This is a genomic window from Paenibacillus sp. FSL H8-0175 (assembly GCF_045040615.1).
GTDB classification, from domain to species: Bacteria; Bacillota; Bacilli; order Paenibacillales; family Paenibacillaceae; genus Paenibacillus_AQ; species Paenibacillus_AQ odorifer.
In genome coordinates, this window is record NZ_CP150299.1 from 281,677 (window position 1) to 305,646 (window position 23,970).

22 protein-coding genes are annotated in these 23,970 nt (G+C 42.9%); 7 read left to right on the forward strand and 15 right to left on the reverse strand.

The genetic code is table 11. The features are described 5' to 3' along the window. Positions 1–107 precede the first annotated feature (107 nt). The 6 genes from MHH46_RS01295 to MHH46_RS01320 all read right to left on the reverse strand — a co-directional run bounded on the left by MHH46_RS01295 (position 108) and on the right by MHH46_RS01320 (position 6,782). Positions 108–1,418, reverse strand: coding sequence for a 6-phospho-beta-glucosidase (locus tag MHH46_RS01295; protein ID WP_076192586.1), 1,311 nt, complete (start codon positions 1,416–1,418; stop codon positions 108–110). A gap of 6 nt (positions 1,419–1,424) precedes the next feature. Then, complete coding sequence (locus MHH46_RS01300; protein ID WP_076192583.1) at positions 1,425–2,420, reverse strand: N-acetylglucosamine kinase; 996 nt, start codon at positions 2,418–2,420, stop codon at positions 1,425–1,427. Between the two features lie 30 nt (positions 2,421–2,450). Further along, the gene (locus tag MHH46_RS01305) at positions 2,451–3,440 is read right to left on the reverse strand and encodes a LacI family DNA-binding transcriptional regulator (RefSeq protein WP_036687224.1); all 990 of its coding nucleotides are present in this window, start codon (positions 3,438–3,440) and stop codon (positions 2,451–2,453) included. 135 nt (positions 3,441–3,575) lie between these two features. Further along, positions 3,576–4,961, reverse strand: a complete 1,386-nt coding sequence (locus MHH46_RS01310) for a sugar ABC transporter substrate-binding protein (RefSeq protein WP_076192581.1) — start codon at positions 4,959–4,961, stop codon at positions 3,576–3,578. A gap of 52 nt (positions 4,962–5,013) precedes the next feature. Next, entirely contained in the window at positions 5,014–5,892 is an 879-nt protein-coding gene (locus MHH46_RS01315) for a carbohydrate ABC transporter permease (RefSeq protein WP_038568194.1), read from the reverse strand. Beyond that, entirely contained in the window at positions 5,889–6,782 is an 894-nt protein-coding gene (locus MHH46_RS01320; protein WP_036687229.1) for a carbohydrate ABC transporter permease, read from the reverse strand. Before MHH46_RS01320 ends, MHH46_RS01315 begins: the two co-directional genes overlap by 4 nt. A 362-nt stretch (positions 6,783–7,144) precedes the next feature. On the opposite strand from MHH46_RS01320, the gene MHH46_RS01325 reads away from it, so the two are divergent. After that, positions 7,145–7,942 carry a RimK family alpha-L-glutamate ligase gene (locus tag MHH46_RS01325; protein ID WP_076192579.1) on the forward strand — a complete coding sequence of 266 codons (798 nt, stop codon included), beginning with the start codon at positions 7,145–7,147 and terminating at the stop codon, positions 7,940–7,942. Here the strand turns inward: MHH46_RS01325 and MHH46_RS01330 are convergent. Genes MHH46_RS01330 through MHH46_RS01340 form a run of 3 tightly spaced genes read right to left on the reverse strand, consistent with a single transcriptional unit; the run spans position 7,937 to position 11,065 of the window. Further along, positions 7,937–9,286: a folylpolyglutamate synthase/dihydrofolate synthase family protein gene (locus MHH46_RS01330; RefSeq protein WP_076192577.1), complete on the reverse strand. Its 1,350-nt coding sequence runs from the start codon at positions 9,284–9,286 to the stop codon at positions 7,937–7,939. The two genes, MHH46_RS01325 and MHH46_RS01330, sit on opposite strands and share 6 nt — an antisense overlap. 14 nt (positions 9,287–9,300) lie before the next feature. Beyond that, positions 9,301–10,449, reverse strand: coding sequence for a hypothetical protein (locus MHH46_RS01335; RefSeq protein WP_143762751.1), 1,149 nt, complete (start codon positions 10,447–10,449; stop codon positions 9,301–9,303). Continuing rightward, positions 10,415–11,065 carry an N-formylglutamate amidohydrolase gene (locus MHH46_RS01340; protein ID WP_076192573.1) on the reverse strand — a complete coding sequence of 217 codons (651 nt, stop codon included), beginning with the start codon at positions 11,063–11,065 and terminating at the stop codon, positions 10,415–10,417. The genes MHH46_RS01335 and MHH46_RS01340 overlap by 35 nt, the downstream gene beginning before the upstream one ends. A 333-nt stretch (positions 11,066–11,398) precedes the next feature. Between MHH46_RS01340 and MHH46_RS01345 the strand changes: the two genes are divergently transcribed. The 5 genes from MHH46_RS01345 (at position 11,399) to MHH46_RS01365 (ending at position 16,177) form a co-directional block, all read left to right on the forward strand. Further along, entirely contained in the window at positions 11,399–12,781 is a 1,383-nt protein-coding gene (locus MHH46_RS01345; protein ID WP_076186229.1) for an ABC transporter substrate-binding protein, read from the forward strand. A gap of 160 nt (positions 12,782–12,941) precedes the next feature. Beyond that, the gene (locus MHH46_RS01350) at positions 12,942–13,784 is read left to right on the forward strand and encodes a carbohydrate ABC transporter permease (protein WP_036687240.1); all 843 of its coding nucleotides are present in this window, start codon (positions 12,942–12,944) and stop codon (positions 13,782–13,784) included. Next, positions 13,784–14,617: a carbohydrate ABC transporter permease gene (locus MHH46_RS01355; protein ID WP_076192570.1), complete on the forward strand. Its 834-nt coding sequence runs from the start codon at positions 13,784–13,786 to the stop codon at positions 14,615–14,617. The genes MHH46_RS01350 and MHH46_RS01355 overlap by 1 nt, the downstream gene beginning before the upstream one ends. Positions 14,618–14,781: 164 nt before the next feature. Continuing rightward, on the forward strand, positions 14,782–15,813 hold the full coding sequence (locus MHH46_RS01360; protein ID WP_076126967.1) for a LacI family DNA-binding transcriptional regulator: 1,032 nt from the start codon (positions 14,782–14,784) through the stop codon (positions 15,811–15,813). Positions 15,814–15,901: 88 nt separating this feature from the next. Then, on the forward strand, positions 15,902–16,177 hold the full coding sequence (locus MHH46_RS01365; protein WP_367946839.1) for an ArsR/SmtB family transcription factor: 276 nt from the start codon (positions 15,902–15,904) through the stop codon (positions 16,175–16,177). A 30-nt stretch (positions 16,178–16,207) separates the two neighbouring features. On the opposite strand, the gene MHH46_RS01370 is transcribed toward MHH46_RS01365, so the two are convergent. The 5 genes from MHH46_RS01370 to udk form a co-directional block, all read right to left on the reverse strand. Next, the gene (locus tag MHH46_RS01370) at positions 16,208–16,438 is read right to left on the reverse strand and encodes a hypothetical protein (protein ID WP_256717203.1); all 231 of its coding nucleotides are present in this window, start codon (positions 16,436–16,438) and stop codon (positions 16,208–16,210) included. Between the two features lie 176 nt (positions 16,439–16,614). Beyond that, the gene (locus MHH46_RS01375; protein ID WP_076192565.1) at positions 16,615–17,814 is read right to left on the reverse strand and encodes a Ger(x)C family spore germination protein; all 1,200 of its coding nucleotides are present in this window, start codon (positions 17,812–17,814) and stop codon (positions 16,615–16,617) included. A gap of 50 nt (positions 17,815–17,864) precedes the next feature. Beyond that, a complete protein-coding gene (locus tag MHH46_RS01380; protein WP_405132552.1) occupies positions 17,865–18,989 on the reverse strand; it encodes an endospore germination permease in 1,125 nt (374 codons plus the stop codon). 36 nt (positions 18,990–19,025) lie between these two features. Then, entirely contained in the window at positions 19,026–20,618 is a 1,593-nt protein-coding gene (locus MHH46_RS01385; protein WP_076192561.1) for a spore germination protein, read from the reverse strand. Between the two features lie 146 nt (positions 20,619–20,764). Then, entirely contained in the window at positions 20,765–21,391 is a 627-nt protein-coding gene (udk, locus tag MHH46_RS01390) for a uridine kinase (RefSeq protein ID WP_036687251.1), read from the reverse strand. 157 nt (positions 21,392–21,548) lie between these two features. On the opposite strand from udk, the gene MHH46_RS01395 reads away from it, so the two are divergent. Next, positions 21,549–22,649, forward strand: coding sequence for a low specificity L-threonine aldolase (locus MHH46_RS01395; protein ID WP_076126976.1), 1,101 nt, complete (start codon positions 21,549–21,551; stop codon positions 22,647–22,649). On the opposite strand, the gene MHH46_RS01400 is transcribed toward MHH46_RS01395, so the two are convergent. Next, on the reverse strand, positions 22,635–23,951 hold the full coding sequence (locus MHH46_RS01400; protein ID WP_076192559.1) for a glycosyltransferase family A protein: 1,317 nt from the start codon (positions 23,949–23,951) through the stop codon (positions 22,635–22,637). The genes MHH46_RS01395 and MHH46_RS01400 overlap by 15 nt on opposite strands. Positions 23,952–23,970 lie beyond the last annotated feature (19 nt).

Sequence of the window (23,970 nt, forward strand, 5' to 3'; positions counted from 1 at the left end):
CCAAGATGCTTTATTCATTTTTGCTTCGGTAGCGAGTATCAGCAACAAGCGCAAAAAAAGAGACCGGGTTCGGTCTCTTTTAGTTATTTCTCGATAGGAGGTATGAATTAATTCGCAAAAAAGTTCGGCAGGAATTCTTTATTAGCTTCCAGCATTTCGTCCAGCATCCGAATCGCTACGTCCACGGACGGAACAAGCGGGTGATGTGCGAGCGCCTGAAGGGCAAGGGCGCGGTCTCCGGTTACAGCGGCGTCAATCGCCAGCTGTTCATAGGTTTTGACAGCATGAATGAGTCCTTTAGCCATGGTTGGAATTTTGGTCAGTGGCAGTGGTAGCGGGCCGTTTTTAGTGACCACGCAGTTCACTTCAATGCTGGCGTCATCTGGCAGGAAGTCCAATATGCCATGGTTTGCGACATTTAGGGTCTGAATGTCGTTTGATCCGTTATGGAGCGATCTCATGAGATTAACAGCTGCTTCTGAGTAAAAAGCACCGCCGCGCTGTTCCAGCTGCTTCGGCTTCTCGCTTAGCTCTAGATTGCCATAAAGCTCGAAGAGCTCTTCTTCTACACGTTTAACGACTTCAGCACGGTTAATGCCTTGTTTATGGGATTCTATCTGCTCTTCGAGCATGGCATCGGTCATATAGAAATATTTTAAATAGTATGAGGGCAGTGCATGAAGGGATTGCAGGAATTCCGGGTTCCATTCTCTTGCTGGTACGTTCTTAGCGCTGTAGCTGGTTGTATCTGCAAGCATGTCGTCCAGCTTGTCTTCACCTTCAACATCGATACGAGTAATCCAGTGCAAGTGGTTGAGGCCCACAAATTCGGCATATACACGGTCTGCTGCTACATTATATTTGGCAGAGACTTGCTTGATCAGGCCGATAGGTGCGTTGCACAGGCCAATACTTTTTACCTTAGAATATTTCAGAACGGCTTCGGTGACCATCCCAGCAGGGTTAGTGAAATTGAGCAGCCATGCGTTGGGAGCCAGTTCCTCGATATCACGGCATACATCCAGAATAACAGGGATGGTGCGCAGTGCTTTCATCATTCCCCCAGGACCTGTTGTTTCTTGGCCAATAACGCCATATTTGAGCGGAATCGACTCATCACGAGCACGGGCATCAAGCATGCCGACACGCATCTGAGTGCTGACGAAGTCGGCGCCTTCGATCGCTTTACGGCGGTCTGTTGTCAGATGAACCTCAATCGGAAGGCCGGATTTCTCCACCATACGTTTTGCCAAGTTACCTACAATATTCAGCTTGCGAAGACCAGGCTCAATATCTACAAGCCATAATTCGCGCACGGGAAGTTGTTTATAGTGAAGAATGAATCCCTCTACTAATTCTGGGGTATACGAAGAACCTCCACCGATAACTGCAATCTTTAATCCTTGGTTAGCTGCCAAGATTAATCACTCCTGTCTTGTAGTTTGTTTGATCGATTCATAATCCTGAAATTTCCGCATTTTCTCATACACTTCACTACTAATGGTCAACCCATCTTGATCCATAGCTGACCATACTGCACCGACTACAGGCTCTGTGGCAAGGGTAACCACTGTTGCCTGAGGGGCTGCAGCGCGTACAGCTTTCTCGATAGGCTGGCGAATCCAACCGCGATCCCCCCGGGTTAGCAGACTTCCTGCCAGCACCACATCGAAGGTCTCCTGCTCCATGCCTAGCTTGTGAATGATAGCTGCCGCAGACTTACCTAGTTCAACCCCTTGCCGATGTAAAATCTCCAATGCTACGGCATCTCCTTCAGCTGCTGCTTCAAAGAGCAGGCGGGCAACATTTACGGGGACTTTTTTCCAATGATCAAGGAAATCGTGAAACATATGCCCAACTTCCTCATAACCTAACATTTTTAGCAGTAAGCCTGTTAATAGGGTGGGCTGTTCCCGGCCGTCCCAAGCTCGGATAACGGAACGAAACACCTCAATATTGAGTGCGCCACCCCCGCCAAAATCACCGTACATATAGTCAAAGCCGCCGCATTGATAATGCTCTCCCTGCAGGTTTCTGCCTGCTGAATTGGTGCCGGTGCCGCAGATGAGCGCGACACCATATGGGCGATTCGTTCCGGCGCGTAGACCGATCATAGTGTCACAGTTAATGGTGTATTTGGTGAATCCTATCTGGCGTATCATCGGATGGAGAATAGCATAGTCGGCCTCGCGATCAGCACCGGCAAGTCCGAGATAGGTATGCTGGATGTCTTCCAACCGGAGTCCGGCTTCAGCCAGCGCCCCGAATGTGGCCTCTTGAATACTGTTGGCGGCCTCAAGGGCGCCTGTCTGGTGGTTGCCGTTACCACTCTTGCCTTTGCCAAGAACATTGCCATGTTCATCGCTTAGCAGAGCATAGGTTTTCGTGCCTCCCCCATCGATCCCCAAGTAGTAAGTCAATGGTCGTCACTCCTAGTGTATAAATTTAATCTACTCAGCTCCGGTAGATTCACGTACGATAAGTTCAGGATCAATCCGCATCCCGGCTCCACGTTTCATCTTTCCGGAGATGCGTTTGAGCAGCATATCCGCGGCTGCCAGCCCGATTTTGTCTGCAGGCTGACGTATTGTTGTCAGATGTGGATGAAGCTGTGAAGCAATATAATGATCGTCATAGCCGACCACTGCCACCTCTTCGGGTACCTGAATGCCCGCTTCCATCAGGGCATTGATGACTCCAAGCGCGATATTGTCATCCCCGGCAAATACGGCGGTGGGCAGCTTTCCTTCCTTCAGCCAACGTTTGCAGGTATCGTATCCCATCCCAATATCGAAATCACCAGGCACGATCTCAAAGGGGGCCAGTCCTTGTTCCTGAAGCGCCTGTAGAAATCCACTGCGCCGCTCCCGCGTACTCCGGAACATTTCCTGACCGCAGAGATGAGCGATTGAAGTGTGTCCCAGCTCCAGCAGATGACGCGTAGCTGCGTATCCCCCCTTGAAGTTGTCGATCGTGATGGAGTAGGTATCATTTTCGGGCTTCTGATTATCTATCAGCACATAAGGAATACCCCGCCGTTTTAACTCCACAATATAATTGTCCTCTTCCATCGGAGAGAGCAGAATTAAACCGTCTACACGATCCTCCTGAATTAAATAATGGCTATCATCCGATTCGATGCCTGTTGAGATGGATATGGCTAAAAAATAACCATGCATCGCTAATATTTCATTCAGCTCTTTGACCACTGCGTCAAAAAAGGAATCTTGCAGGGTAGTGACAATAATGCCGATAATTCCCGTCTTACCGCTTGCCAGACTGCGTGCCGCAGCATTAGGGCGGTAATCCAGCTCTTTAATTGCCTCCAGCACCTTTTGGCGATTATTCTCGCGTACCGATTCGGCCCCATTTAACACCCGGGATACGGTTACAACGGATAATCCGGATTTTTTGGCTACATCAAAAATACTAACTTTCATCTTTAATTCTCCTCACGGCAGATTTTCCGATCCTGTTTTCTACTTTCAGTATACAGGGTTGGCAGACTGTCCGCTAAACGTATGATTTCACGCAGGTATACCGTCCCTAAAGGGGGCGGTATACCTGACAAACAGTTATCGCTGAATGATCTCTGTAACCTTCTTCTGAATCGTCGCCATCACCTCTTCAACCGTCTTATGTCCAGTTTCTACTGGCTGCAATTCATTAATGAACATGTCATTAATTTGCGAGTAGTTGGTGATTAAGTGGTTATAGGATTCGAAGCCGTAGTTAACAGCACCCTCGTAGACATTTTTGATATCCTGTGGATCGATACCTTCAAAATGTTTATAGTAAGCTTCTGCAGCTTCGGTGTTGACTGGTGGGTTACCGCCACTAAGCTCAATGGATTTCTCTTGCACTTCGCTTGTGATCAGGTATTTGATCCATTCAAAAGCTTCCTTCGGATGTTTGGAGTCCTTCAAGATCAGCAGCGGATCGACATAAAGGGTGCTGCGTACCTTTTCGTTTCCTCCCCATGGTACAGCGGCTACGCCAATTTTGAAGGGGAAGTCATTTGCACCTGCAAGGTTCCATGAGCCTCCGATAGACATGCCGATTTTACCAGCAACAAAGGGATCGCCGTTCTGTCCAGCTACACTTTTGCTCCATTCGGAAGAAGGAGAGACTTTATCCTTAAAGACAAGATCAAAAAGCTTGTTGTAGGCAGCGATCACTTCAGGGGAGTCAAAATAAGTCTCTGAAGGCACGCCGCCATTAGTCCATGTATCTTCTGAGTAAGGCTCCGCTCCAAAATATAACGGCCGCATATCGCGTTCGGACCAAGTGAAGTCTACGCCATATTGAGTTTTGGCGATATCATCGGATACAAGCGTCATTTGTTTAGCTTCGTCGACCATTTTTTCAAACGTCCAGCTCTTATCTTCATAATCGCTTGTTGGATAAGTCAGTTTGGCAGCATCAAACATGTCTTTGTTATAGAGCATTAAGGTGACATACATATTGACCGGGATGCCGTAAGTGTGATCTTTAACCTTGTAGATACCCATTAGATTCTCTGGGATACTATAATCCTCTGCCTTGAAACCATCCTCTTTCATAAGGTCGGTCATATCGAACAACATACCCTTATTGTAGTATTCTGCGAAACCTCCATACCCCCAGTGACTTGTCACGTCGGGCGATTTGCCGCCGGCAATTAGCGTTTGCAGCTTGCTGTCGAACTGCTCATATGGCGCTTTTTCCACTTTCACTTTAATATTCGGATGCTGCTTCTCGAAATCAGGGATTAATTTTTCGACAAATGTGCGGTCTTCTGAATCTATTGTGTAATGGGTAATCGTTACCGTTTCTGCTTTGCCTCCAGAATTAGTAGAGCCACCGTTTCCTTCAGATAGGGCGTTACCCGCCGATTTGCCGCCGCTACAGCCTGATAAGGCTAGAACAACGAGCATGGTAGCTGCAAGTAAAAGCGCAATACTTTTCCTGTTCTTGTTCATTAGCTAAACCCTCCATGATTTCAAGTATATTTGGCCGCCGGATGGCGGATTATTACTTAATCCCTGTAAGTACAATCCCTTCGACGAACTGTTTCTGGGCTACAGCAAACAGCGTAACGATTGGGACCATAGCTAGAACCGAAGCAACCATTAGCAGATGCCAAGGTGGAATGCGGAACCTCGATGAGGTAAGAGAAGCCATCCCGACGGGTAGCGTGAACTTATCTGATGAGCTTAAGTAAAGCACTGGCGTAAGCAGATCATTCCAGTTGTAGATAAAAGCAAAGATAGCTACGGTTGCAAGTGCAGGTTTGGAGAGTGGGATTGCTATGGTAGCCCACATCCGTATTTCACCACAGCCATCAATGCGTCCGGCATCAAACAGCTCTTCAGGCAATGTGGAGAAGAATTGGCGCAGCAGAAAAATATTATAGGCTGAGCCGAAGAAAGCAGGCACGATCAGGGGTAAAAAGGTATCTATCCAGTTCATTTGCGAAAAGAGTACAAATTGCGGAATCATAATGGCCGGATAGGGTAACATCATGGTGCTCAGCAGCAGGATGAACCACACCTGATTACCTGTACCTCTGAATCTGGCGAATCCATAGGCAACCAGCGCCGAAGAAATCAAGGTTCCCACAACACTAAAGCCGGCGATAATCAGACTGTTTTTATAAAGAGTACCGAACTGCAGGGTATCAAATATTTCTGTGTAATTGCTCCACTGCCAGCTCTCCGGAAGAAAGGTGGGTGGGAACTTCAGCATCTCGCGTTTGGACTTAAGTGAAGTGGAGACCATGAAGAACAAAGGAAGCAGCATCAGAAATGTTGTAACTACTAGAGTAATAAAGCTGAAAATCTTAACAGGCTCCGCTTTCCGGCGGCGTTTTGTTCCTTTAGTCCGGGGGCTTAGCGCTCTGACTGTACTCATTTGCGTCCGCCTCCTTCATAGTGAACATAACGGTTAGACAATTTCATAATTAGTGCGGTGCAGAGCATAACTACGATAAGGAGCACCCATGCCAAGGCTGAGGAATAACCGGCACGATATTCTTTGAAAGCGCTGGTGTAGAGATTATAGACATAGAACCAGGTAGAGTAATTCGGCCCCCCTTGAGTCATGACAAAAGCTTGGGTAAAGACTTGGAAGGAATCAATCAGTCCCATAATCAGTTGGAAGAGCAGCACGGGAGAGATCATCGGTAAGGTAATGTTCAGGAAGATTCTGAAGCGCCCGGCACCGTCAAGGTTAGCGGCTTCGATCAAGCTAGCCGGTACGCCTTGCAGACCTGCGAGGAATAAAATCATTCCTGAGCCTGCTGTCCAGAAAGTCATGATGATCAAGGCATATAGTGCAGTGTCTGGGTTCATCAGCCAAGCCGGTCCATGAATGCCGAACCAGGAAAGGATGTAATTGAAGAGCCCGATCTGCGGGTTAAAGATCCAGTACCACAGCAGGGACATGGCCACGCCGGATACCATGCTTGGAAAATACATTGCTGTTCTGAAAAAGCCGCGCAAAGGAATGGTCTGGTGGAGCAATAGCGCAAAGCCAAGACCGAGTGCAAGCTGGATAGGTACACCGATGAAGGTATATCTCAGCGTGACAACCACTGATTTCCAGAACAGGTCATTGTGAAACATCTCTGTGTAGTTAGCGAGCCCGATAAATTTAGGTGGGTGTATGATGTCATAATCAGTAAAGCTGAAGTAAAGCGATGATAAGATAGGATAAAGGGCGAATACTAGGAAGCCGATAATCCAAGGAGAAATGAACAGATACATGTAGAACGTCTGCCGCCTGTTCTCGCGATTGATCATGACACACCAACCTCTCGTTTTAAAAGTATAAGCGCTTTAACTTTTGATCATACTAACACTATTAATTAGCAATAATACTAGGTACCTAGAGATTAAAGTTTAACCGCTTTAACTTTTTGATTCGCTTTAATAAGCTTATCATAGAGGATGATCACTAAATAATCAACACTTATTTTAACTATAAAAGCGCTGTCAGTCATTAAACGTAACATACAGTCTGTCATTTTTGTGAAAAAGGGAGCTGAAATAAGATTCGGGAGTTTATTGTGTTAACTATTATAACGCAATTTTATTATTTTTTATTAATATTCCTCATGCTATGATTAGGTTTGGTCATATTTTGTTAGAAATGAGGAAACTGAATGACGACTAGACCTTACTTAAAAATGATCCAGCATTCTGTTACAGCCTCAGGGATTAGCTTTGAGGAAATTACACCGAATTTCGTATATAGAGCGACAGATGGAGTGAAATCATTTGTGATGGTAGACGCTGAGATCGGACTAAACAACAGTGCTTCTACGATCATTGCCATGAGTAAATCTCTAACTTATGATGTTTTGCATAAGGCGAATATCCCAGCCGTAGAACATATTTATTTGCCGCATCCAGACTCCAAATTTAGCAATTTGAATCCTTATCCATTGGCTGAGCGTTATTTCCAAGCGTACAATGGGGAGGTAGTTATGAAGCAGGATAACGGGGCGCAGGGCAATCATGTGTACAAAATCAATGAGATAGCCGATCTGCATGAAAAGCTGGATTTATTATTTTCTTTACAGCTTAATGGGGCAATAGGTCCTTATTATGAAGCGGAGATTGAGTATAGAATTGTAACTTTTAATCATCAGGCGCGTGTATTCCTTGGCAAAAAAAGAGTTCGTTCGTGGAAGCACAATTTGATTAACGGAGCTGTTACGATTGAGGTGAAAGATCAGGTCAAACAAGAGGCGCTGGCGGAGCTTGCCTCCCGGACCTCTAAAGCGCTGGGCCTTGATTTCTGCTCAGTAGATATCTTAGAGACAAATCAAGGCTTGTTGGTGATCGAAGTCAATCATAAGGTAATGTTAGATGAATATTGCAAGCAAAATCCAAGTGAAGTACCTGGCCTCTCAGACCTTTACAGGGAAGTTATTCTTCAGCGTATGAATCAGTTATAAGCCGATATTCAGCAGCGATTGCCCGAATAATCTTTTGGCATTTCCGATTAGAGTTTGCGTACCCACGATTACAATAATCTCGGAAGGTGATTGTTCTTTAACATACGTGAGAGCGTCCTCTAAATAAGGGAATTCGGAACTTTTTTCGAGAAAACTTTTAGCGATAAGCGGAGCATCCGTAGGGAAAATTAGATGGCTTATATCGGGTTTGGTTACGATTAGTTGATCCGAGACTGTACTCATGACTTCGATGACCCCTGTGTAATCTTTATCCTTAGGGACACCGATGATGGATGTGACGGTACGGCTGCGCTCAGGATTCACTAATTGAATAAGTTCAGCCAGATAGCTTGCAGAATCTCTATGAATAGCTCCGTCAATAATCGTCAGTGGGTCATGACAGATAACTTCACAACGTCCCGGCCATTGTAATTGTTCAAAACAGTGATGTACGATCTCCTGATCAAGGGGTCCCCCTGTAATCTCTTCACAAAGTGCGACTGCGCTGGCAGCATTGACCGCTTGAAACTGTCCCAATAGCGGAAGGGTCAAGGCTGGATAAACGGCTGGCTTCGTCCGGACATCAAAAGTAGTTCCGACAGAAGTGGTTGTGATAGATTCAGCTAAAAACTGTTCTTCATAATATTGCACAGGGTTGGAGGAGAGGTTGTCCTTCATGATCGCAAGAACGTCGGATTTCTGTTTGCTAACATAGACGTTTGTTGTGTTGTTTTTGACAATCCCCAGCTTGTGCAGTGTAATGCTGTTCAGATCAGGTCCCAAATGGGCCACATGCTCTTCCATAATCGGGGTAATGACAGCCCAGTCATTGCTCAGGACATTGGTGTCATCAAACCTTCCTCCTCTACCGCATTCAATCACATTGATATCTGTACCCTTCTCCTTAAAGTACAAAGCCGCAATAGCCAAAGCAACCCCAACCGGACCTTGATATTCATCAGCAGCAAGCTGCTCTTCGATCTGGTGGAAGCCCCCGCGAATTACATTACCTAATCGCACAAAATCTTCTGTGGCTATTGCCTGCCCATTGATCCGGATTCTTTCGTTGAAATCTACCAGGTGAGGGGAGGTGAATAACCCCACTTTATATCCCAAGTGACTTAACAGAGAGGAAATAAATCTAGAGGTGGAGCCCTTACCTTTACTGCCTGTGACCAGTATGTATTTTTGATTGCGATCCGGACTTCCGACTGCATCCAGTAATACTCTGGTTAACTCCGGTTTTCTAACTTCTTCATCCAAAGTTTCTGTAATGTTGTTAATGGCCCTTAGGTAAGAGCTGTAGATCATATCTTCTACTTGGGATTGTGAAGTGAATTCCACGGAAATCCCTCCATTTAATTAATTTTGGCGCGTTCCTCAGATAGTGTTGTGTAGATGATAATCGGAAGTAACACAAGAGAAATGATGACGGTCAGAGCGATGCTCCAGTTCAAATCCTTATATAGCTGTACTATGGTGAACAACAAAGCGATAACAGGTAAGACTAGTTTATTTAAGTGCTTTAGGAATAAGGAGTACATACTTCTTTTTACGGTAACTGATGTGCCGATGCTTGGGATTTCTAACTCGTTACGCGATAAGGCGGTGATCCCGATAAATAAGTGGCCGTCGATAAATTTAAGCTGCTCATTATCCGCATGAAGCTTGACTGACTGGGCAATATGCTCCGTATCGATGTCTAAGATGGGGATGGTGATTTGTTTAGAATTATAGGAGATCACGATCTGATCTGTTTCTTCCATGCCTAGCAGTTTTCTAACATTCGGATGAATTCTGCATAAATTCTGGTGCTCATCAAAAGGGTAAGGATGACCCACTCTGAGGGTGAGCTCTCTTTTGCCAATAAAAAAGTTCCCTAATGCACTTAAGGGCCGTTGGATCAGTTGATTTATAAGTTTATGTATGCCTGGCTTGGGTTGAGAACGCGTCCTAGCGCGAGTAATGATTAATGGGTCATGCCCCTCGGAATGGGTTTCAAGCAATAACATAATGTATCTGTTGAAGTAAAGGGTATTCGGTTTGGCTGTGCTATCTTCTCGTAAAGTTAGGTTTACCCGGAAGCCATTTTTGGGATTGATAAGTTCTACTTGATTCGTATATTTACGGACGAGTGCTGGACAGGCTTTTACATAGGGTTTGGCAATCTCGTCCACTTTAGGAATTCCCCGAAGAACTGTGTCGTATTCTGGCTTCGTTATTGTTAATCCTGTAGTCAGGCAGTCCCCGAGCTTGTCCTTTGCCCGCTTGGATAATTGGATTGTACCTCTTGGCACCTCATCTGCCGATAAAATTAAACAGCTGGCTTTGACACCATTCTCTGCTGTAAGATCAACGAAGATATGCTGGACTAAACCTAATTCCTTTAACTCTTCGGAGTTCATTGTGATTTCTTCACGAGGTTGAAGGCTTTGTTTGTCTAGAATAGTAAAGGTTTGCTCGATAATAATGTCAGACACCGCCCAATAGTTTAATGATTTGTTCAAGGGAATGAATGGTTTTTTGGAATAAATCAAACGCATTCGGGTTACGATAATTTCGATTAATTTCAATTTGAATACTTTGAACTAACAATTCCTTAGCGCAATATGAAGTAATCGTTCCAGGATGGGATGCAGAAAATGTATGATTTTGTCGAACATTGGTAATACCATTATTGTTAAAGATGCCTATGACGTCATTTAAATTATTCTCTCGTATAGAGGTTCCGTACAGTGTCCCTAGGTCAATATCAAACTCTCGAAGTTTGGAAGCTCCGTGCAGATCGATCACAAACTGAATGCGATGTTCTTTGACAAGCGCTCGTAGCGCAGCCTTATATTCTCCACCTAAGATGTAATTTGGGTCTTCTTTGGAGAAGCTATTTGAATAAATACAGTAGCAATTAGTGAGCTTTTGTAACAAGAGGGCAAGGGAGCCTGTATACATGTCAGCTGGTTTTACAGCATGTTCTCGAAAATGATTAATGGCATGTGGAGCTGAGACTAGTACAGGAAGGGAGCCTTCTACAATGGAGTAAGAGGGATCTACCCCGATATCGCCAAAATAATTATTATTGGAGAATTGTAGCTCATACTGTTCGATCAGAGATAAAATATGCAATCACCTATTCATAGTTATTTAATGGGTCGTTAACCATTAGTATGTCCTAAGCATTCACCATTCATGAATAAGGATGAATCTATTATAACGCTTGCAAGGTTTGCCGTGGGCAGTTTTTCCATAAAATGATTCTAAAAGATTGGCTATTGAAAAGTTCAAAATGGTGTGCTAATATTTCAATTGAAAACGTTACCGATAAGGATACCGAGAAGGATACCAAAAAAGAAGCTGGGGATTACTTAAGCAAATGAAAACGCTGACATGATTTTCGCTAACAGCATCGGAACGTCTTCATGCGAAGTAATCTAATAAAAAGTACGAGGGGGAAGAAGAATGAAGAATATCAAAAAATATTTAGGGCTCATGTTAGTAATGTCTATGGTTGTTGTCTTAGCGGCAGGATGTGGGAATAAAGAAAATAATTCTGCAACCAATGATGGAAACGCTACATCTGGTAAAAAAGGGTCAGTTTATTTCTTGAACTTCAAACCTGAGATTGCAGAAATATATGAAAAGATCGCTAAGGATTACGAAGCAGAAACAGGAGTTAAGGTAAAAGTCGTAACGGCTGCTGCGGGTACTTACGAAACTAAATTGAAATCCGAAATCTCCAAGTCTGAAGCGCCAACTATTTTCCAAATTAACGGACCTGTTGGTTTTCAATCCTGGAAAGATTACACCTTGGATTTGAAAGATACTAAGCTTTACAGCTATCTGTCTGACAAAAGCTTGGCTGTAACTGAAGGTGAAGGCGTGTATGGTATCCCTTACGTAGTTGAAGGATACGGCATCATCTACAACGACGCAATTATGAAAAAATACTTCGCTTTGGCTGATAAAGCGGTATCGATCTCCTCCACAACTGAGATCAATAACTTCGACACTTTGAAAGCAGTAGTAGAAGATATGACGGCTAAAAAAGACCAACTGGGCATTAAAGGTGTATTCGCCTCCACTTCCCTCGCTGCTGGTGAGCAATGGAGATGGCAGACTCACCTTGCAAACTTGCCGCTGTACTATGAATTCAAAGACAATACTGAGTTTGACAACACCGTTCTTGCGGGTCTAGCTTCTAAAGAAGTTGAATTCAAATACAACGATAAATTTAAAAACATCTTCGATCTGTACATCAAGAACTCTGTAACTAAAGAATCCTTGCTGGGTAGTAAATCCGTAGCTGACTCCATGGCTGAATTTGCACTTGGTAACGCAGCTATGGTTCAAAATGGTAACTGGGCTTGGTCACAAATCAACGATGTTGACGGTAACGTAGTTAAAGCTGAAGAAATTAAATTCTTGCCTATTTACACAGGTATGGAAGGCGAAGAAAAACAAGGTCTGGCTGTAGGTACAGAAAACTATTTCGCAATCAACAGCAAAGTATCTGCTGAGAACCAACAAGCTTCTATCGCTTTCTTGGAATGGTTGTTCTCCAGTGAAAAAGGTAAAGCTTATGTGACTAACGATCTAGGTTTCATCGCTCCATTCAACACCTTTGAAGACAGCGAAAAACCAGCAGATCCACTTGCTAAAGAAGTATCTGCTTGGATGGAAAAAGATCTTACTTCTGTAGCTTGGACATTCGCAGCATTCCCAAGTGAAGAATTCAAAAACGTCTTTGGTGATGCGCTCTTGCAATACGCTCAAGGAAACAAAACTTGGGATGAAGTTGTAACCATCTTCAAGGACACTTGGAAGGCTGAAAAAGCAAAATAATAAATGCATGAAAAGATGCTTGAATAACTCTCAGTTGTCATACAGATAAAAGCTTAGTGCCACTGGGCTCCCTCGGGATTCAGTGGCACTAAGCAACAATTGGAGTGGATCTTGCTACATCTGTTTCATCATTTTCCATACTGAGATAGGAGAAGACTCCATGGAAAAATCGATAAAAAAATATTTTGCTCTTTTTGCATTACCGACCATAATAGCCTTTGGAATTGCCTTTGTGATCCCTTTTCTTTTGGGTATATATTTGTCTTTTACAGAGTTTACTACAGTCAATGATGCAACATGGATAGGGTTTGGCAATTACGCTAAAGCTTTTTCGAATCAAGAGTTTCTAAATGCACTAGGTTTCACCGTTAAATTCACAGTTTTATCTGTTCTTACTATTAATGTGTTCGCCTTCATCTTGGCGATGTTGTTAACTAGAAAGCTAAAAGGTACCAACGTATTTAGAACGATCTTCTTTATGCCTAACTTGATAGGCGGTATCGTACTAGGATACATCTGGCAGTTGATTTTTAATGGGATTTTGTACAAATTTGGTGTCACTTTGACCTCTGATGCAACGTATGGATTTTGGGGACTAATCGTTCTTATGAATTGGCAATTGATAGGGTACATGATGATTATCTATGTTGCAGGTATTCAGAATGTTCCTAAAGATATAGTAGAAGCCGCAAGAATTGATGGAGCTTCACGTTCTAAGATTTTGCGTAATGTGACTATTCCACTCGTAATGCCGTCCATTACTATTTGTTTATTCTTAACCTTATCCAATTCATTTAAATTGTTTGACCAGAACTTAGCGTTAACCGCTGGTGCTCCGTCTAAGCAGACCTCCATGTTAGCACTGGACATCTACAATACATTCTACGGAAAATCAGGATGGGAAGGTGTCGGTCAAGCGAAAGCCGTCGTATTCTTTGCTTTAGTAGCCTTAATCGCCTTAATACAACTTGTCATTACTAGAAGAAAGGAGGTTGAGAACTAATGCAAAAGACTAGAGCAAAAGACTACTCTATATTCACCATTTTGTTGGTCTTGGCCATTGCGTTCTTATCTCCTATTTTTATTGTTCTGATGAACTCCTTCAAGGGTAAGTTCTATATTAGTGATACGCCGTTCTTATTCCCTAATGAGACTACATTTGTTGGTTTAAAGAACTATACTAGTGGTGTAACAAAGATTGATTTCTTCAGTGCCTTCGGAATGTCCTTGTTTATCACGGTATGCTCAGTGGCTGTGATCGTGTTATTTACTTCCATGACTGCATGGTACATTACCCGGGTGAAGTCCAAATTTACAGGCATGATGTATTATGCGTTTGTATTCTCGATGATCGTGCCTTTCCAAATGGTTATGTTCACAATGACTAAGACCGCAAACGTGCTGCATCTCGACAATCCGATAGGGATTATCTTAATCTATTTAGGGTTTGGATCAGGGCTGTCTGTGTTTATGTTTAGCGGATTTGTGAAGTCTATCCCGCTTGAAGTTGAAGAAGCGGTAATGATTGATGGCTGTAATCCACCTCAGGCCTTCTTTAAAGTGGTATTGCCTATCCTGAAACCTATTGCTGTAACTGTAGCTATCCTTAATGTAATGTGGGTATGGAACGACTTCCTATTGCCAGACCTGCTGATTGGTACAGAATATAAAACGATTCCTATTGCGATCCAGTACCTAAAAGGTGGATACGGATCGATTGACATGGGAGCTATGATGGCGATGCTGGTCTTAGCTATTGTGCCAATCATCATTTTCTACCTGACTTGTCAAAAGTACATCATCGAAGGTGTCGTTGCAGGTGCGGTTAAGGGTTAAGCTTGATCTACCTCGTTAAATAAATTAATATTCATGTAAGAAGCGAGTAGGGTGTTTTTCTTGATGGGTGACCATCAGGAATCCCCTGCTTTCTTATTTTGACTATGAAGTTGAATAAGGATTAAGGAGTTTGATAGATACTAACAAGTAAAGGATAGATAGAAATGGAGAGACTGACTATTATAGACATCGCCAAATTATGCGGTGTTGGCGTGACTACTGTATCAAGGGCTATTAACAATCATCCGGATATTAATGAAGAAACAAAAGCGATGGTTATGAGGGTTATCAAAGAAAATCATTATGTCCCGAACAACAGTGCAAGAAATTTAAAACGTTCTGATTCGAAAACGATTGCAGTATTGATTAAAGGGATATCCAATCCATTTTTTAGCCCGATGATCAAAGTGTTCGAAAAAGAGATCCAACGCAAGAAATACTCCTTCATCCTACAACGAGTTGATGAGAATCAAGATGAAATCGAAGTGGCGATTGAGCTGGAGAAAGAAAAACGGTTGAAGGGAATTGTCTTTTTAGGAGGTTTATTCTCACACTCTCAAGAGAAATTACAGCAATTAACGGTTCCATTTGTCCTTAGTACGATCGGAATGACGGAAGAGTTTGATTTGAGCGACTATTCTTCTGTATCTGTAGATGACTTTAATGAGAGCTATAAGATTGTCGACTATTTATGTAATCTGGGGCATGAGAAAATTGCGGTCATTACTGCACCAGAAGAAGATGTAAGTATCGGTAAGTTAAGATATGAAGGTTATAAAAGGGCTTTAGCTGATCATGGAATCGCTTATAATGAGCGGCTAGTGCGGCGGATGAAAGAGGATATCGACAGTTACAGTATGGAAAATGGGTATGCGGTTACAAAAGAATTGCTAGAGTTAGGTGAAGAGTTCACCGCTATTTTTACCTTATCAGATAGTATGGCTATCGGCGCCTGTAAGGCAATATTTGAAGCGGGCAAGCAAGTCCCGGAAGATTACTCTGTGGCTGGTTATGACGGATTGGATATTTCCTTCTATTATAATCCTTCTATTACTACCATCAAACAGCCGGTAGTGGAGATTGCGGAAGCTACGATTAAGATTCTTTTTGATCTCATCAATAAGAAGGTTAAGCATGCGCATCAGATTTTCCCGGCAGAATTAATAGTTAGAGAATCTACAAGGTCTTTATTGTAGTTTCAACAAGTGAGTATGTTTAAGTTTATTTACGAATCGGGGTGGGGAGATAGAACCGCAAGAGATTAAACCTAACGATATCAACAGCATCACACGGTTTCTCACCGCATTTGGTGATCCTACTCGGATTCGGATTGTTACGTTATTAGGGAATAAAGGTCGGCTGAATGTTGGGGAAATTGCAGGTGAATTCGAAATAAGCAGGCCAGCGATTTCACATCATCTCAAAATCCTACGGGATGCCCGCATTGTTGACCATAAAAAGAGAGGCCAGGAAGTCTATTACTGGCTGGCGCGTGAACGGCTAGCAACAAACTTTAGGGCGCTTGCTGATTTGGCAACGTCGTTTAATCATGGGGACTAAGCCATCTCAAGCGAATGGTTCAGTCCCATTTTAGGATAACCAGGCATTTACCATATCGGAGATGGGTTTATAGATAAATATCATCCATCCCAATGGGTTAGAGACCGAAATATGTAACGCATTAATAAGACTGAAGAAGGTTCCCAGCAACAGAAGAAATGAGAAAACCCACATCTCCTTGATTAATTTTTTCCTCCACATCAGGGGAACTTCAATGGCTGCTATAACGGCTACAACTATGAGAATCACTACTATACCCAATATTCACAACCTCCCAAACCATCTAGTTTCGAGATATTAAGTCTTTGCTCAGTGCTCTTCTGAACATTACTGCAATTTCGCTGTAATAAGTGTAATTTGGTTAACACTCGATACTCTTTCAATTTTAATAGTTGGGCACCTTGCGATGTTATACATGGTTTTGTGACTCCAATTTATCACTTCGTCTCTTCTAGGAAAGAGTTAGTCACTTTCCCTAACAGGCGAATCTTAATATCCATCTTTACGCTTATTGGAAGGTTAACAAAGGTCTCATCCCAATTGTTTCGCAGTTTCTTCCACGCCTGCGGGTTAGAACGATGGATGATTTCACCGAATCCAAAAATATCGCTTTTGTATTCATTCTGTACCTTTTTAATAGTAGTTTTGAATAAATTCAAGACTTTTTTATTGGCGATTTGTTCTAATTCGGTGATAGTTTTTGTGTCTGTCAGTTCAAGATTTCTACACTGAACCTCTCCTATATCTGATTCTATATGTTGCTCAATACTGATTTCTGGTTTGTCATTATGGATGCTGCCTTTCATTTTGGAACGGGCTTCAAATACATCAAGCGAAACCTTTTTACCTTCGGGACATTGGATATAGAAAACAGTACTCTCTACTTTATTGGTTAAATAGTTATACACTTTTGATTCCTCAGGATTTAGCCAACCAATCAATTTGTCTTCCTTGAATATGGCCAATCCGGAGTATTTCAATTCTGTTGGAGAGTCTACCGTTTCAACATTATTCGGAGTTTCTCCTACATCTACACTCCCCTCGATGACAACACCTGTTAAGACTGGATTCTTACCCTTACTGACAAGTTCTGTAATTAGGGTTCCTAATGTCACAGTAGATGTAGGTGCCCAATTTTTCTCCGAGCTTTCCAGACTGGAAAACAATCGCACGGCAGGAATCTTTTCAAGACTGGTTAATATTTTCAACGCATCTTCTGCCTTTGCATCCTTTGCTACCACTATAAAATAATCATTTCGCGTATCAGTGTCTCTTGACATGAAATCAAGAACATCGTTGATTCCCTCTTTAGCCAAATCCTCGCCAAGGACTAGGATCCGTAAATGAGAGATATAAATTTTACGTGGGCTAACGGTTGTGATTTTTCTAAGGGCTTCATATACAGTATTTCCTGTCGCTTTATAAAGGTTGACGGGTGCTTGAGGAGAGCCTCCCTTGGAGCCAGCGATTTGACTGGGTAAGACCACTTGTGCAGAAACTTGATATTGATCTCCAATTTTATCGATCCCTATTCCTACAGCAATCGCAAGATCATTTAATTCTCGGCGGCTCCAGCAACCTGTTACAAATATTTGCATGAGAATAAGAACACAAATCAGAAGCGATCTTCGTTTCATGGTTTAATCCTCCGTTAGATCTTTCGGTATTCATGTCTCCCAGCCCATCTTTAGCTTCGAGATTTTAAGCCTTTGTCCAGTGCCCTTCGAAACATTCCCACACCTAACAACACCAAAGGTAGAAATAACCCGAAGGTTATAACATAGTACACCCAATAATTATCGAATACTTTGTTGTAATAGGTGTAATTTGGCGCAATAAGAGGTGCTAGTGTAACCAAAATTAATCCTGTGGGTAGAGTTAGCACCCGGTACTCTTTTAGTTTGAATAATTGAGACAACCCCAGAACGAAAGCATAGAAGTATAAGGTAACTTCTATAAACAAGGTTAACATCCAAAGTAGTGCTATCATGGCTTCCACCCGCTCGAAGAAACCACCAACGGATATGCGCCTTGCAATGTTATAACTGGGATAGATATCCCTGGTTGTCAGATCTGGACCTAGCACTAATATGGAAATAGTAACCGTCAGGAAGATAATAATACCGCCTAAGAAACAGCCTTGTAGTAAGCCTTTGGTTATCTTTTGTTGTTGGTTTACATAAGGGAGAAACATTAGAAAAACAACCGGTTCTATAAAGGTGTAAGCCGTAATGGAAATAGACCCTCTCAACACTGGTTTTATGCCATCCTCCAATATGGGCAGTAATCTGACAATCTCCATCTGAGGAATAATTGCGACCGTCAGAATCAGAAATAGGGTAATAATCATAGGTGTAAAGATCTCTCCAGCTCGTCCTATGACTTCAATACCTAGTCGTGTAGCCATAATCACGATCACCATGAATAAGATTAAAACAGCCGGAATAGGGGTTCTCGGTAATATTTCGGATGTAACGAACTCACTGAGTTCTCGCATACTTCCAACGGTGACGATAAGAAAATACATTAAGGTCAAGAGTGATAGAATAGTCCCAATCCATTTTCCAAAAGCCTTTTGAATCGCCTCAATAAGCGTTAGTTTGGGGTACAACTTTACGAACTTGCTGTACATATAGATGGCTAATAAACCTACGATCATACCAATTAATGCGGAAATCCAGGCATTTTGTCTGGCGTAGTGTGAAGTGGAGGGAGGGATTACGAGAATGGAATCCCCGATCGTAAGGAACATAACCAGTATGGTAAGCTGGCGAGTACTTATTTTACCTTTTTCGAGCATGGCTTTCTTCACTCCAATTTATCACTTCATAGGTCAAGGTTTCAGGGGCTATTCCTCCGTGAGATCTCCCGGTTTCTCCGGTGGTGTACTCTTTTCCCGAACGATATTTTTTTTATTGATAAGTCTAGGGCGGGTAAACATAGCCCAATGCGGCATTCGGAAAAAGGTGTCCTTTTGATCGGCGAGATTATAGGGAGCAAACGGGCTCAAATAAGGAATTCCAAAGGAACGTAAGCTGCACATGTGAAGAACTATCGCAATAACGCCGATAATGATCCCAAACAATCCAAAGGATGCAGCAAGGAACATCATTGGGAAACGGAGCATTCTGATGGTCAGGGCAAGATCGAAGGATGGCAGCACAAAGCTGGAGATAGCAGTAATAGCGACGACAATAAGCATGGCAGCAGAAACAATGCCGGCATCAACTGCCGCAGTCCCAATCACTAGGGTGCCTACAATGGATACAGATTGGGCTATGGTTTGAGGCATTCGTACACTCGCTTCTCGTATAATCTCAAAGGCAAGCTCCATTAAGAGTGCTTCAATAAATGCTGGAAGCGGCACGCCCTCCCGTTGTGCGGCTAGACTGATCAGCAGGGTTGTGGGCAGCATCTCCTGATGAAAGGTAGTAATAGCTACATACAAAGATGGGGCAAGTAGTGAAATGAAAATACTGAAGTATCGAAGCATTCGTACTAAGGTGCTAACATCGGCACGTTGATAATAATCTTCCGCCGTCTGCATGAAGGAAACAAATAAGGTAGGCACCGTCATTACTATAGGTGTCCCATCTACTAATATGGCTACTTTTCCTTCCATAAGAGCAGCTGCTATAACGTCAGGGCGTTCCGTATGATGGATCGTTGGAAATGGGGTATAGGTTTCATCCTCGATTAATTCTTCGATATAGCCACTTTCCAGGATCCCGTCAATGTCGATCCGATCTAAACGTGAGTGGACTTCTTGCAGAATCTCATCACTAACAATGCCATTGATATACATGAGGGCTACGTCTGTCTGTGTTACACGTCCAATTTGCTGTGTTTCTAACCAAAGATTGGGGTCTTTTATTTTCCGCCGGATTAATGCGGTATTCGTGCGTAAGCTTTCTGTGAAGGCTTCCTTAGGTCCACGAATCACCGTTTCAGTGGCACTTTCCGTTACGCCACGGTCTTTCCAGTCACGCATGCCTATGGTGAACCCTTTGGTATATCCATTGAGTAAGAGGATCACATCTCCGGATAATAGAGAGGTGAATAAAGAATTGAACTCCGTCGCATCTTTAATATCCCCTACAGTGAGCATGTGATCTTTTAATAATTGATAGTTGGCTGTTTGTGTATCAAGACTTGGATCTGGAAGTTCTAAGATTAGTGATTCCAGAATGAAATCCTGAATAGCTTTACTATCCGCCAATCCATCTGTATAGAAAATAGCTGCTTTGATCTGGTGTTTGGAACCAATAAAGAATTCTCTAATCACGAGATCTGTACTATTGCCGAGTGTTGTTTTTATATATTGAATATTATCTTGAAGTTTTTCTTTAATGGGTTCCTTGGGTAATTCTTTAGTGGGGTTAGGGTGCCCTAATGAAGGGTTCTTAAAAACTTTTGTTATTGTTCTGTTCAGAAATCCCATAGTTGTTATCCCTCTTCCGCTGGTGCTGTAAATATAGCTATTACCATAATGAGGTGGGATTATTCTGAACCATGGATGGGTCAACGCATATCAAAAAAGCCGCAGAGAGATTCTCTGCAGCTAGCTAGAAGCGCTTAATTAAGACTTTAAGACGTCCAATCGTTATATAGATGCTTCTCCGTTAGGATGGACAACAACTGAATACCAACCTCATTATGGCCACCTTCAGGGATGATCAGGTCAGCGTATTTTTTGGATGGCTCGATAAAAGCTTCATGCATGGGTTTAACTGTACTCAAATATTGATGATGGATCGACTGGATGCTCCGTCCACGTTCTTCAATATCTCTAAGGACCCGGCGGAGAATGCGTACATCAGGATCGGCATCCACGAATACCTTGATGTCGAGCATTTCACGGAGATTCTCGTCAGAAAGGACGTGGAGTCCCTCGATGATTACAATATTGTTTGGCTTCAGTTCTACCGTCTCTGTAGTGGAGCGGGCATGGACTGTAAAGTCATACACGGGAGCGAATGCGGTCTGTTCTTCGCGCAGAGATTTAAGATGCTCAATGAGCAGCTCGTTATCGAAAGCGAAAGGATGATCGTAATTAATGGATTCACGTTCAGCAAAGCTGAGATGTGAGTGATCCTTATAGTAGTTATCTTGAGATATGAAAGTTACCTTTCCCGTTCCAAGACGGTCAATGACGGAGCGGGCTACGGTTGTTTTTCCCGAGCCGGTGCCGCCGGCGATACCAATAATGAGCATGTGATTCAATAACCCTCCCTAAGATTGCCGTTGCAATTCCAATATTGTAGCACAGCGCTCATGTTTTTTCACCTTAGATCGGGTAAAATTAAGATGGGATTTTTGGAAATTCGTCTATATTAGGGACAAGGCAAATCCGGAAGGGGTTATCCAACGAATGAACGGAAAAAAAACCGTACAAGAGGCTTTTAATGAAACGGCCTATCGAATCGCAGGGAATGGGAATAGAGATGTGCAAGTGTTGAAGGAAGCCTTGGCAGCCGTAGAGAACAGTACGGCATCTGATATTTATGGAACGGGCGAAGTGATTGAAGATTTCCAGACGAAAATGGCGAATATCCTGGGCAAAGAAACCGCGGTTTTCTTTCCGAGCGGAACGATGGCGCAGCAAATCGCTTTAAGAATTTGGTGCGATGAAAAAGAGGTGAAAAAGGTAGCCTATCATCCCTTATGTCACTTGGAGATCCATGAGCAGGATGGCCTGAAGGAATTACATCATATTGAGCCTATCTTGCTTGCGGACAAGAACCGATTAATCACTTTGGAGGATGTGGCGAACCTAAAGGAGGATATCGCCTGTCTGTTGCTGGAATTACCCCAGCGCGAGATTGGTGGTCAGCTGCCAGAATACACGGAGCTTGAAGCTATTTCTGCTCATTGCCGTGCACGCGGCATTAAATTGCATTTGGATGGGGCAAGATTATTTGAGATCCTCCCGTATTACGGGAAGTCAGCAGCTGAAATCTCTGCACTCTTTGATAGTGTGTATATATCCTTTTATAAAGGAATTGGAGGAATCGCTGGGGCAATTCTTGCAGGCAGTGAAGATTTTACGAAGCAATCAAAGATATGGAAACGGCGGCATGGTGGAGACTTAATCAGCTTATATCCGTACATCATTTCTTCTGATTATTATTACCAGCAAAGAGAAGGCAACATGCAGCAGTATTATGAAGGTGCAAAGGAGCTTGCTGCTTGGGTTAATCAATGTCACGACGTAACCACTCTGCCCGCTCAACCTGTCTCCAATATGTTTCACATGCATTTTCAAATGTCTAAGGAACAAATTGAACCGATTCTGTCAGCGGTGTATGAGGCGACAGGAATCGGTTTAAGCGCGGGTATAAGAGCTACCGGGGAACATGCTTCTTATTGTGAGATCAGCATTGGAGACAAGTATGCCGACATCCCAAAAGAAAAGCTTAAAGAGTTTTTTCTGCTGCTCGATAAGCTAATGAGCGAATCATCTGCCGAGTAGCGTGCGGAGTAAGGAGATTCGTAATAGTTGTTTTTTAATAAGCTTCATGCGAAACTCATTTTTTAATTGATTGTAGATCAGCGGGCAATGGTTAAGCGCCCAATGGTACATGAATTTAAAGTCTGTAGCGTCTTTTGCAGAATTTAATAAATAGTATGAGATCGTATCGTAAGCATTGTGGTTGAACCATTCCGTCATTTCCTGTGCGTTATATCCATATTTCTGCACGGCCATATTCTTAATGAGTTTCTTTTCTTCCAGATTCTCAATTAAGAATCCTTGGCTCAGATTAAAGGTGATATTGTTCCCGTGTATTCTGTACACGCCAGCAATCACATCAATGAAGCCCGCATCACCTACCAGCAGGGAACGCAAATAGATGGAAGCATCGTTGACCATATTCATATCTAGGATATCCATAGCCATTAAGGCCTCTCGTTTAAAGACAGTAGTTAAAGTAGAGGCGGGTTTTGGATATCCTTTTTTCTCGAAATTCATGAAATAATCGCGTTTCTTAATAATGCTGCTAAGCTGCAGATTGGAGATTTTTAGTTGTTTGGCTTTGGAATACTCCAGGAACACATTCGCAGCTACAAATGAAATTTCGGGATGAAGGAGATGGAAGCGGACAGCTTTACTGAAATAATTCATGTCGATCAGATAATCATCATCATCGAGAAAAAGAACATATTCCCCATCACCATGTGCAGCAAAAGCTTTTCGACGATTATTTCCAGGTCCGCTATTGGTAGCATTGCGCATGTAAATGACCCGTGGCTCCGCCCCAAAGTGTTGCTGCATTAACTCTTTCGTGCCATCTGTAGAACAATCATCAATCACTGTAATCTCTTTATTGGGATAGTCCTGCATTAAGATACTTTGGATCGCTTGATATAGGAATTCTTTTCTATTATAGGTGGTGATAATGACACTGATCTTGGGAGAATCGGATAAGGATTGGACTGTTGGGTAGGAAATTTCCGTATCCGAAATGCGGCTTTCCATTTTAACCAACCCCTGAATTAAACCTGCGATATCACTGGCAACAATGTTGAATTGTTCAGACAGATAGAATTTCAAAGTATCCTCTGAAGCCCTCCCCGTGAGAAAGGCATGAATAACCTCAGATAAGGTTTCCAGATAAGGTTTGATTTGTACATTTTGTTCTTGATCTATGATCTGGCGGCATCTTTGCAATAGTTCTGTATCCTCTATTTGGATGGTGGGTGAATGGTTTATTTCATCATTTAGGTCGTTTAGAAAGACGTAACAGGCTTGCTGCAAAACCTCGCTATGATCCATTTCCAGTCCTCCTGTTGTG

Excerpts from the sequence above, each read along its gene's own strand:
- MHH46_RS01305 (WP_036687224.1), bottom strand. The coding sequence starts at position 3,440 with ATGAAAGTTAGTATTTTTGATGTAGCCAAAAAATCCGGATTATCCGTT.
- MHH46_RS01310 (WP_076192581.1), bottom strand. The coding sequence starts at position 4,961 with ATGAACAAGAACAGGAAAAGTATTGCGCTTTTACTTGCAGCTACCATG.
- MHH46_RS01315 (WP_038568194.1), bottom strand. The coding sequence starts at position 5,892 with ATGAGTACAGTCAGAGCGCTAAGCCCCCGGACTAAAGGAACAAAACGC.
- MHH46_RS01320 (WP_036687229.1), bottom strand. The coding sequence starts at position 6,782 with ATGATCAATCGCGAGAACAGGCGGCAGACGTTCTACATGTATCTGTTC.
- MHH46_RS01325 (WP_076192579.1), top strand. The coding sequence starts at position 7,145 with ATGACGACTAGACCTTACTTAAAAATGATCCAGCATTCTGTTACAGCC.
- MHH46_RS01345 (WP_076186229.1), top strand. The coding sequence starts at position 11,399 with ATGAAGAATATCAAAAAATATTTAGGGCTCATGTTAGTAATGTCTATG.
- MHH46_RS01350 (WP_036687240.1), top strand. The coding sequence starts at position 12,942 with ATGGAAAAATCGATAAAAAAATATTTTGCTCTTTTTGCATTACCGACC.
- MHH46_RS01355 (WP_076192570.1), top strand. The coding sequence starts at position 13,784 with ATGCAAAAGACTAGAGCAAAAGACTACTCTATATTCACCATTTTGTTG.
- MHH46_RS01360 (WP_076126967.1), top strand. The coding sequence starts at position 14,782 with ATGGAGAGACTGACTATTATAGACATCGCCAAATTATGCGGTGTTGGC.
- MHH46_RS01375 (WP_076192565.1), bottom strand. The coding sequence starts at position 17,814 with ATGAAACGAAGATCGCTTCTGATTTGTGTTCTTATTCTCATGCAAATA.
- MHH46_RS01385 (WP_076192561.1), bottom strand. The coding sequence starts at position 20,618 with ATGGGATTTCTGAACAGAACAATAACAAAAGTTTTTAAGAACCCTTCA.
- udk (WP_036687251.1), bottom strand. The coding sequence starts at position 21,391 with ATGCTCATTATTGGTATCGCCGGCGGCACCGGCTCGGGAAAAACAACC.
- MHH46_RS01395 (WP_076126976.1), top strand. The coding sequence starts at position 21,549 with ATGAACGGAAAAAAAACCGTACAAGAGGCTTTTAATGAAACGGCCTAT.
- MHH46_RS01400 (WP_076192559.1), bottom strand. The coding sequence starts at position 23,951 with ATGGATCATAGCGAGGTTTTGCAGCAAGCCTGTTACGTCTTTCTAAAC.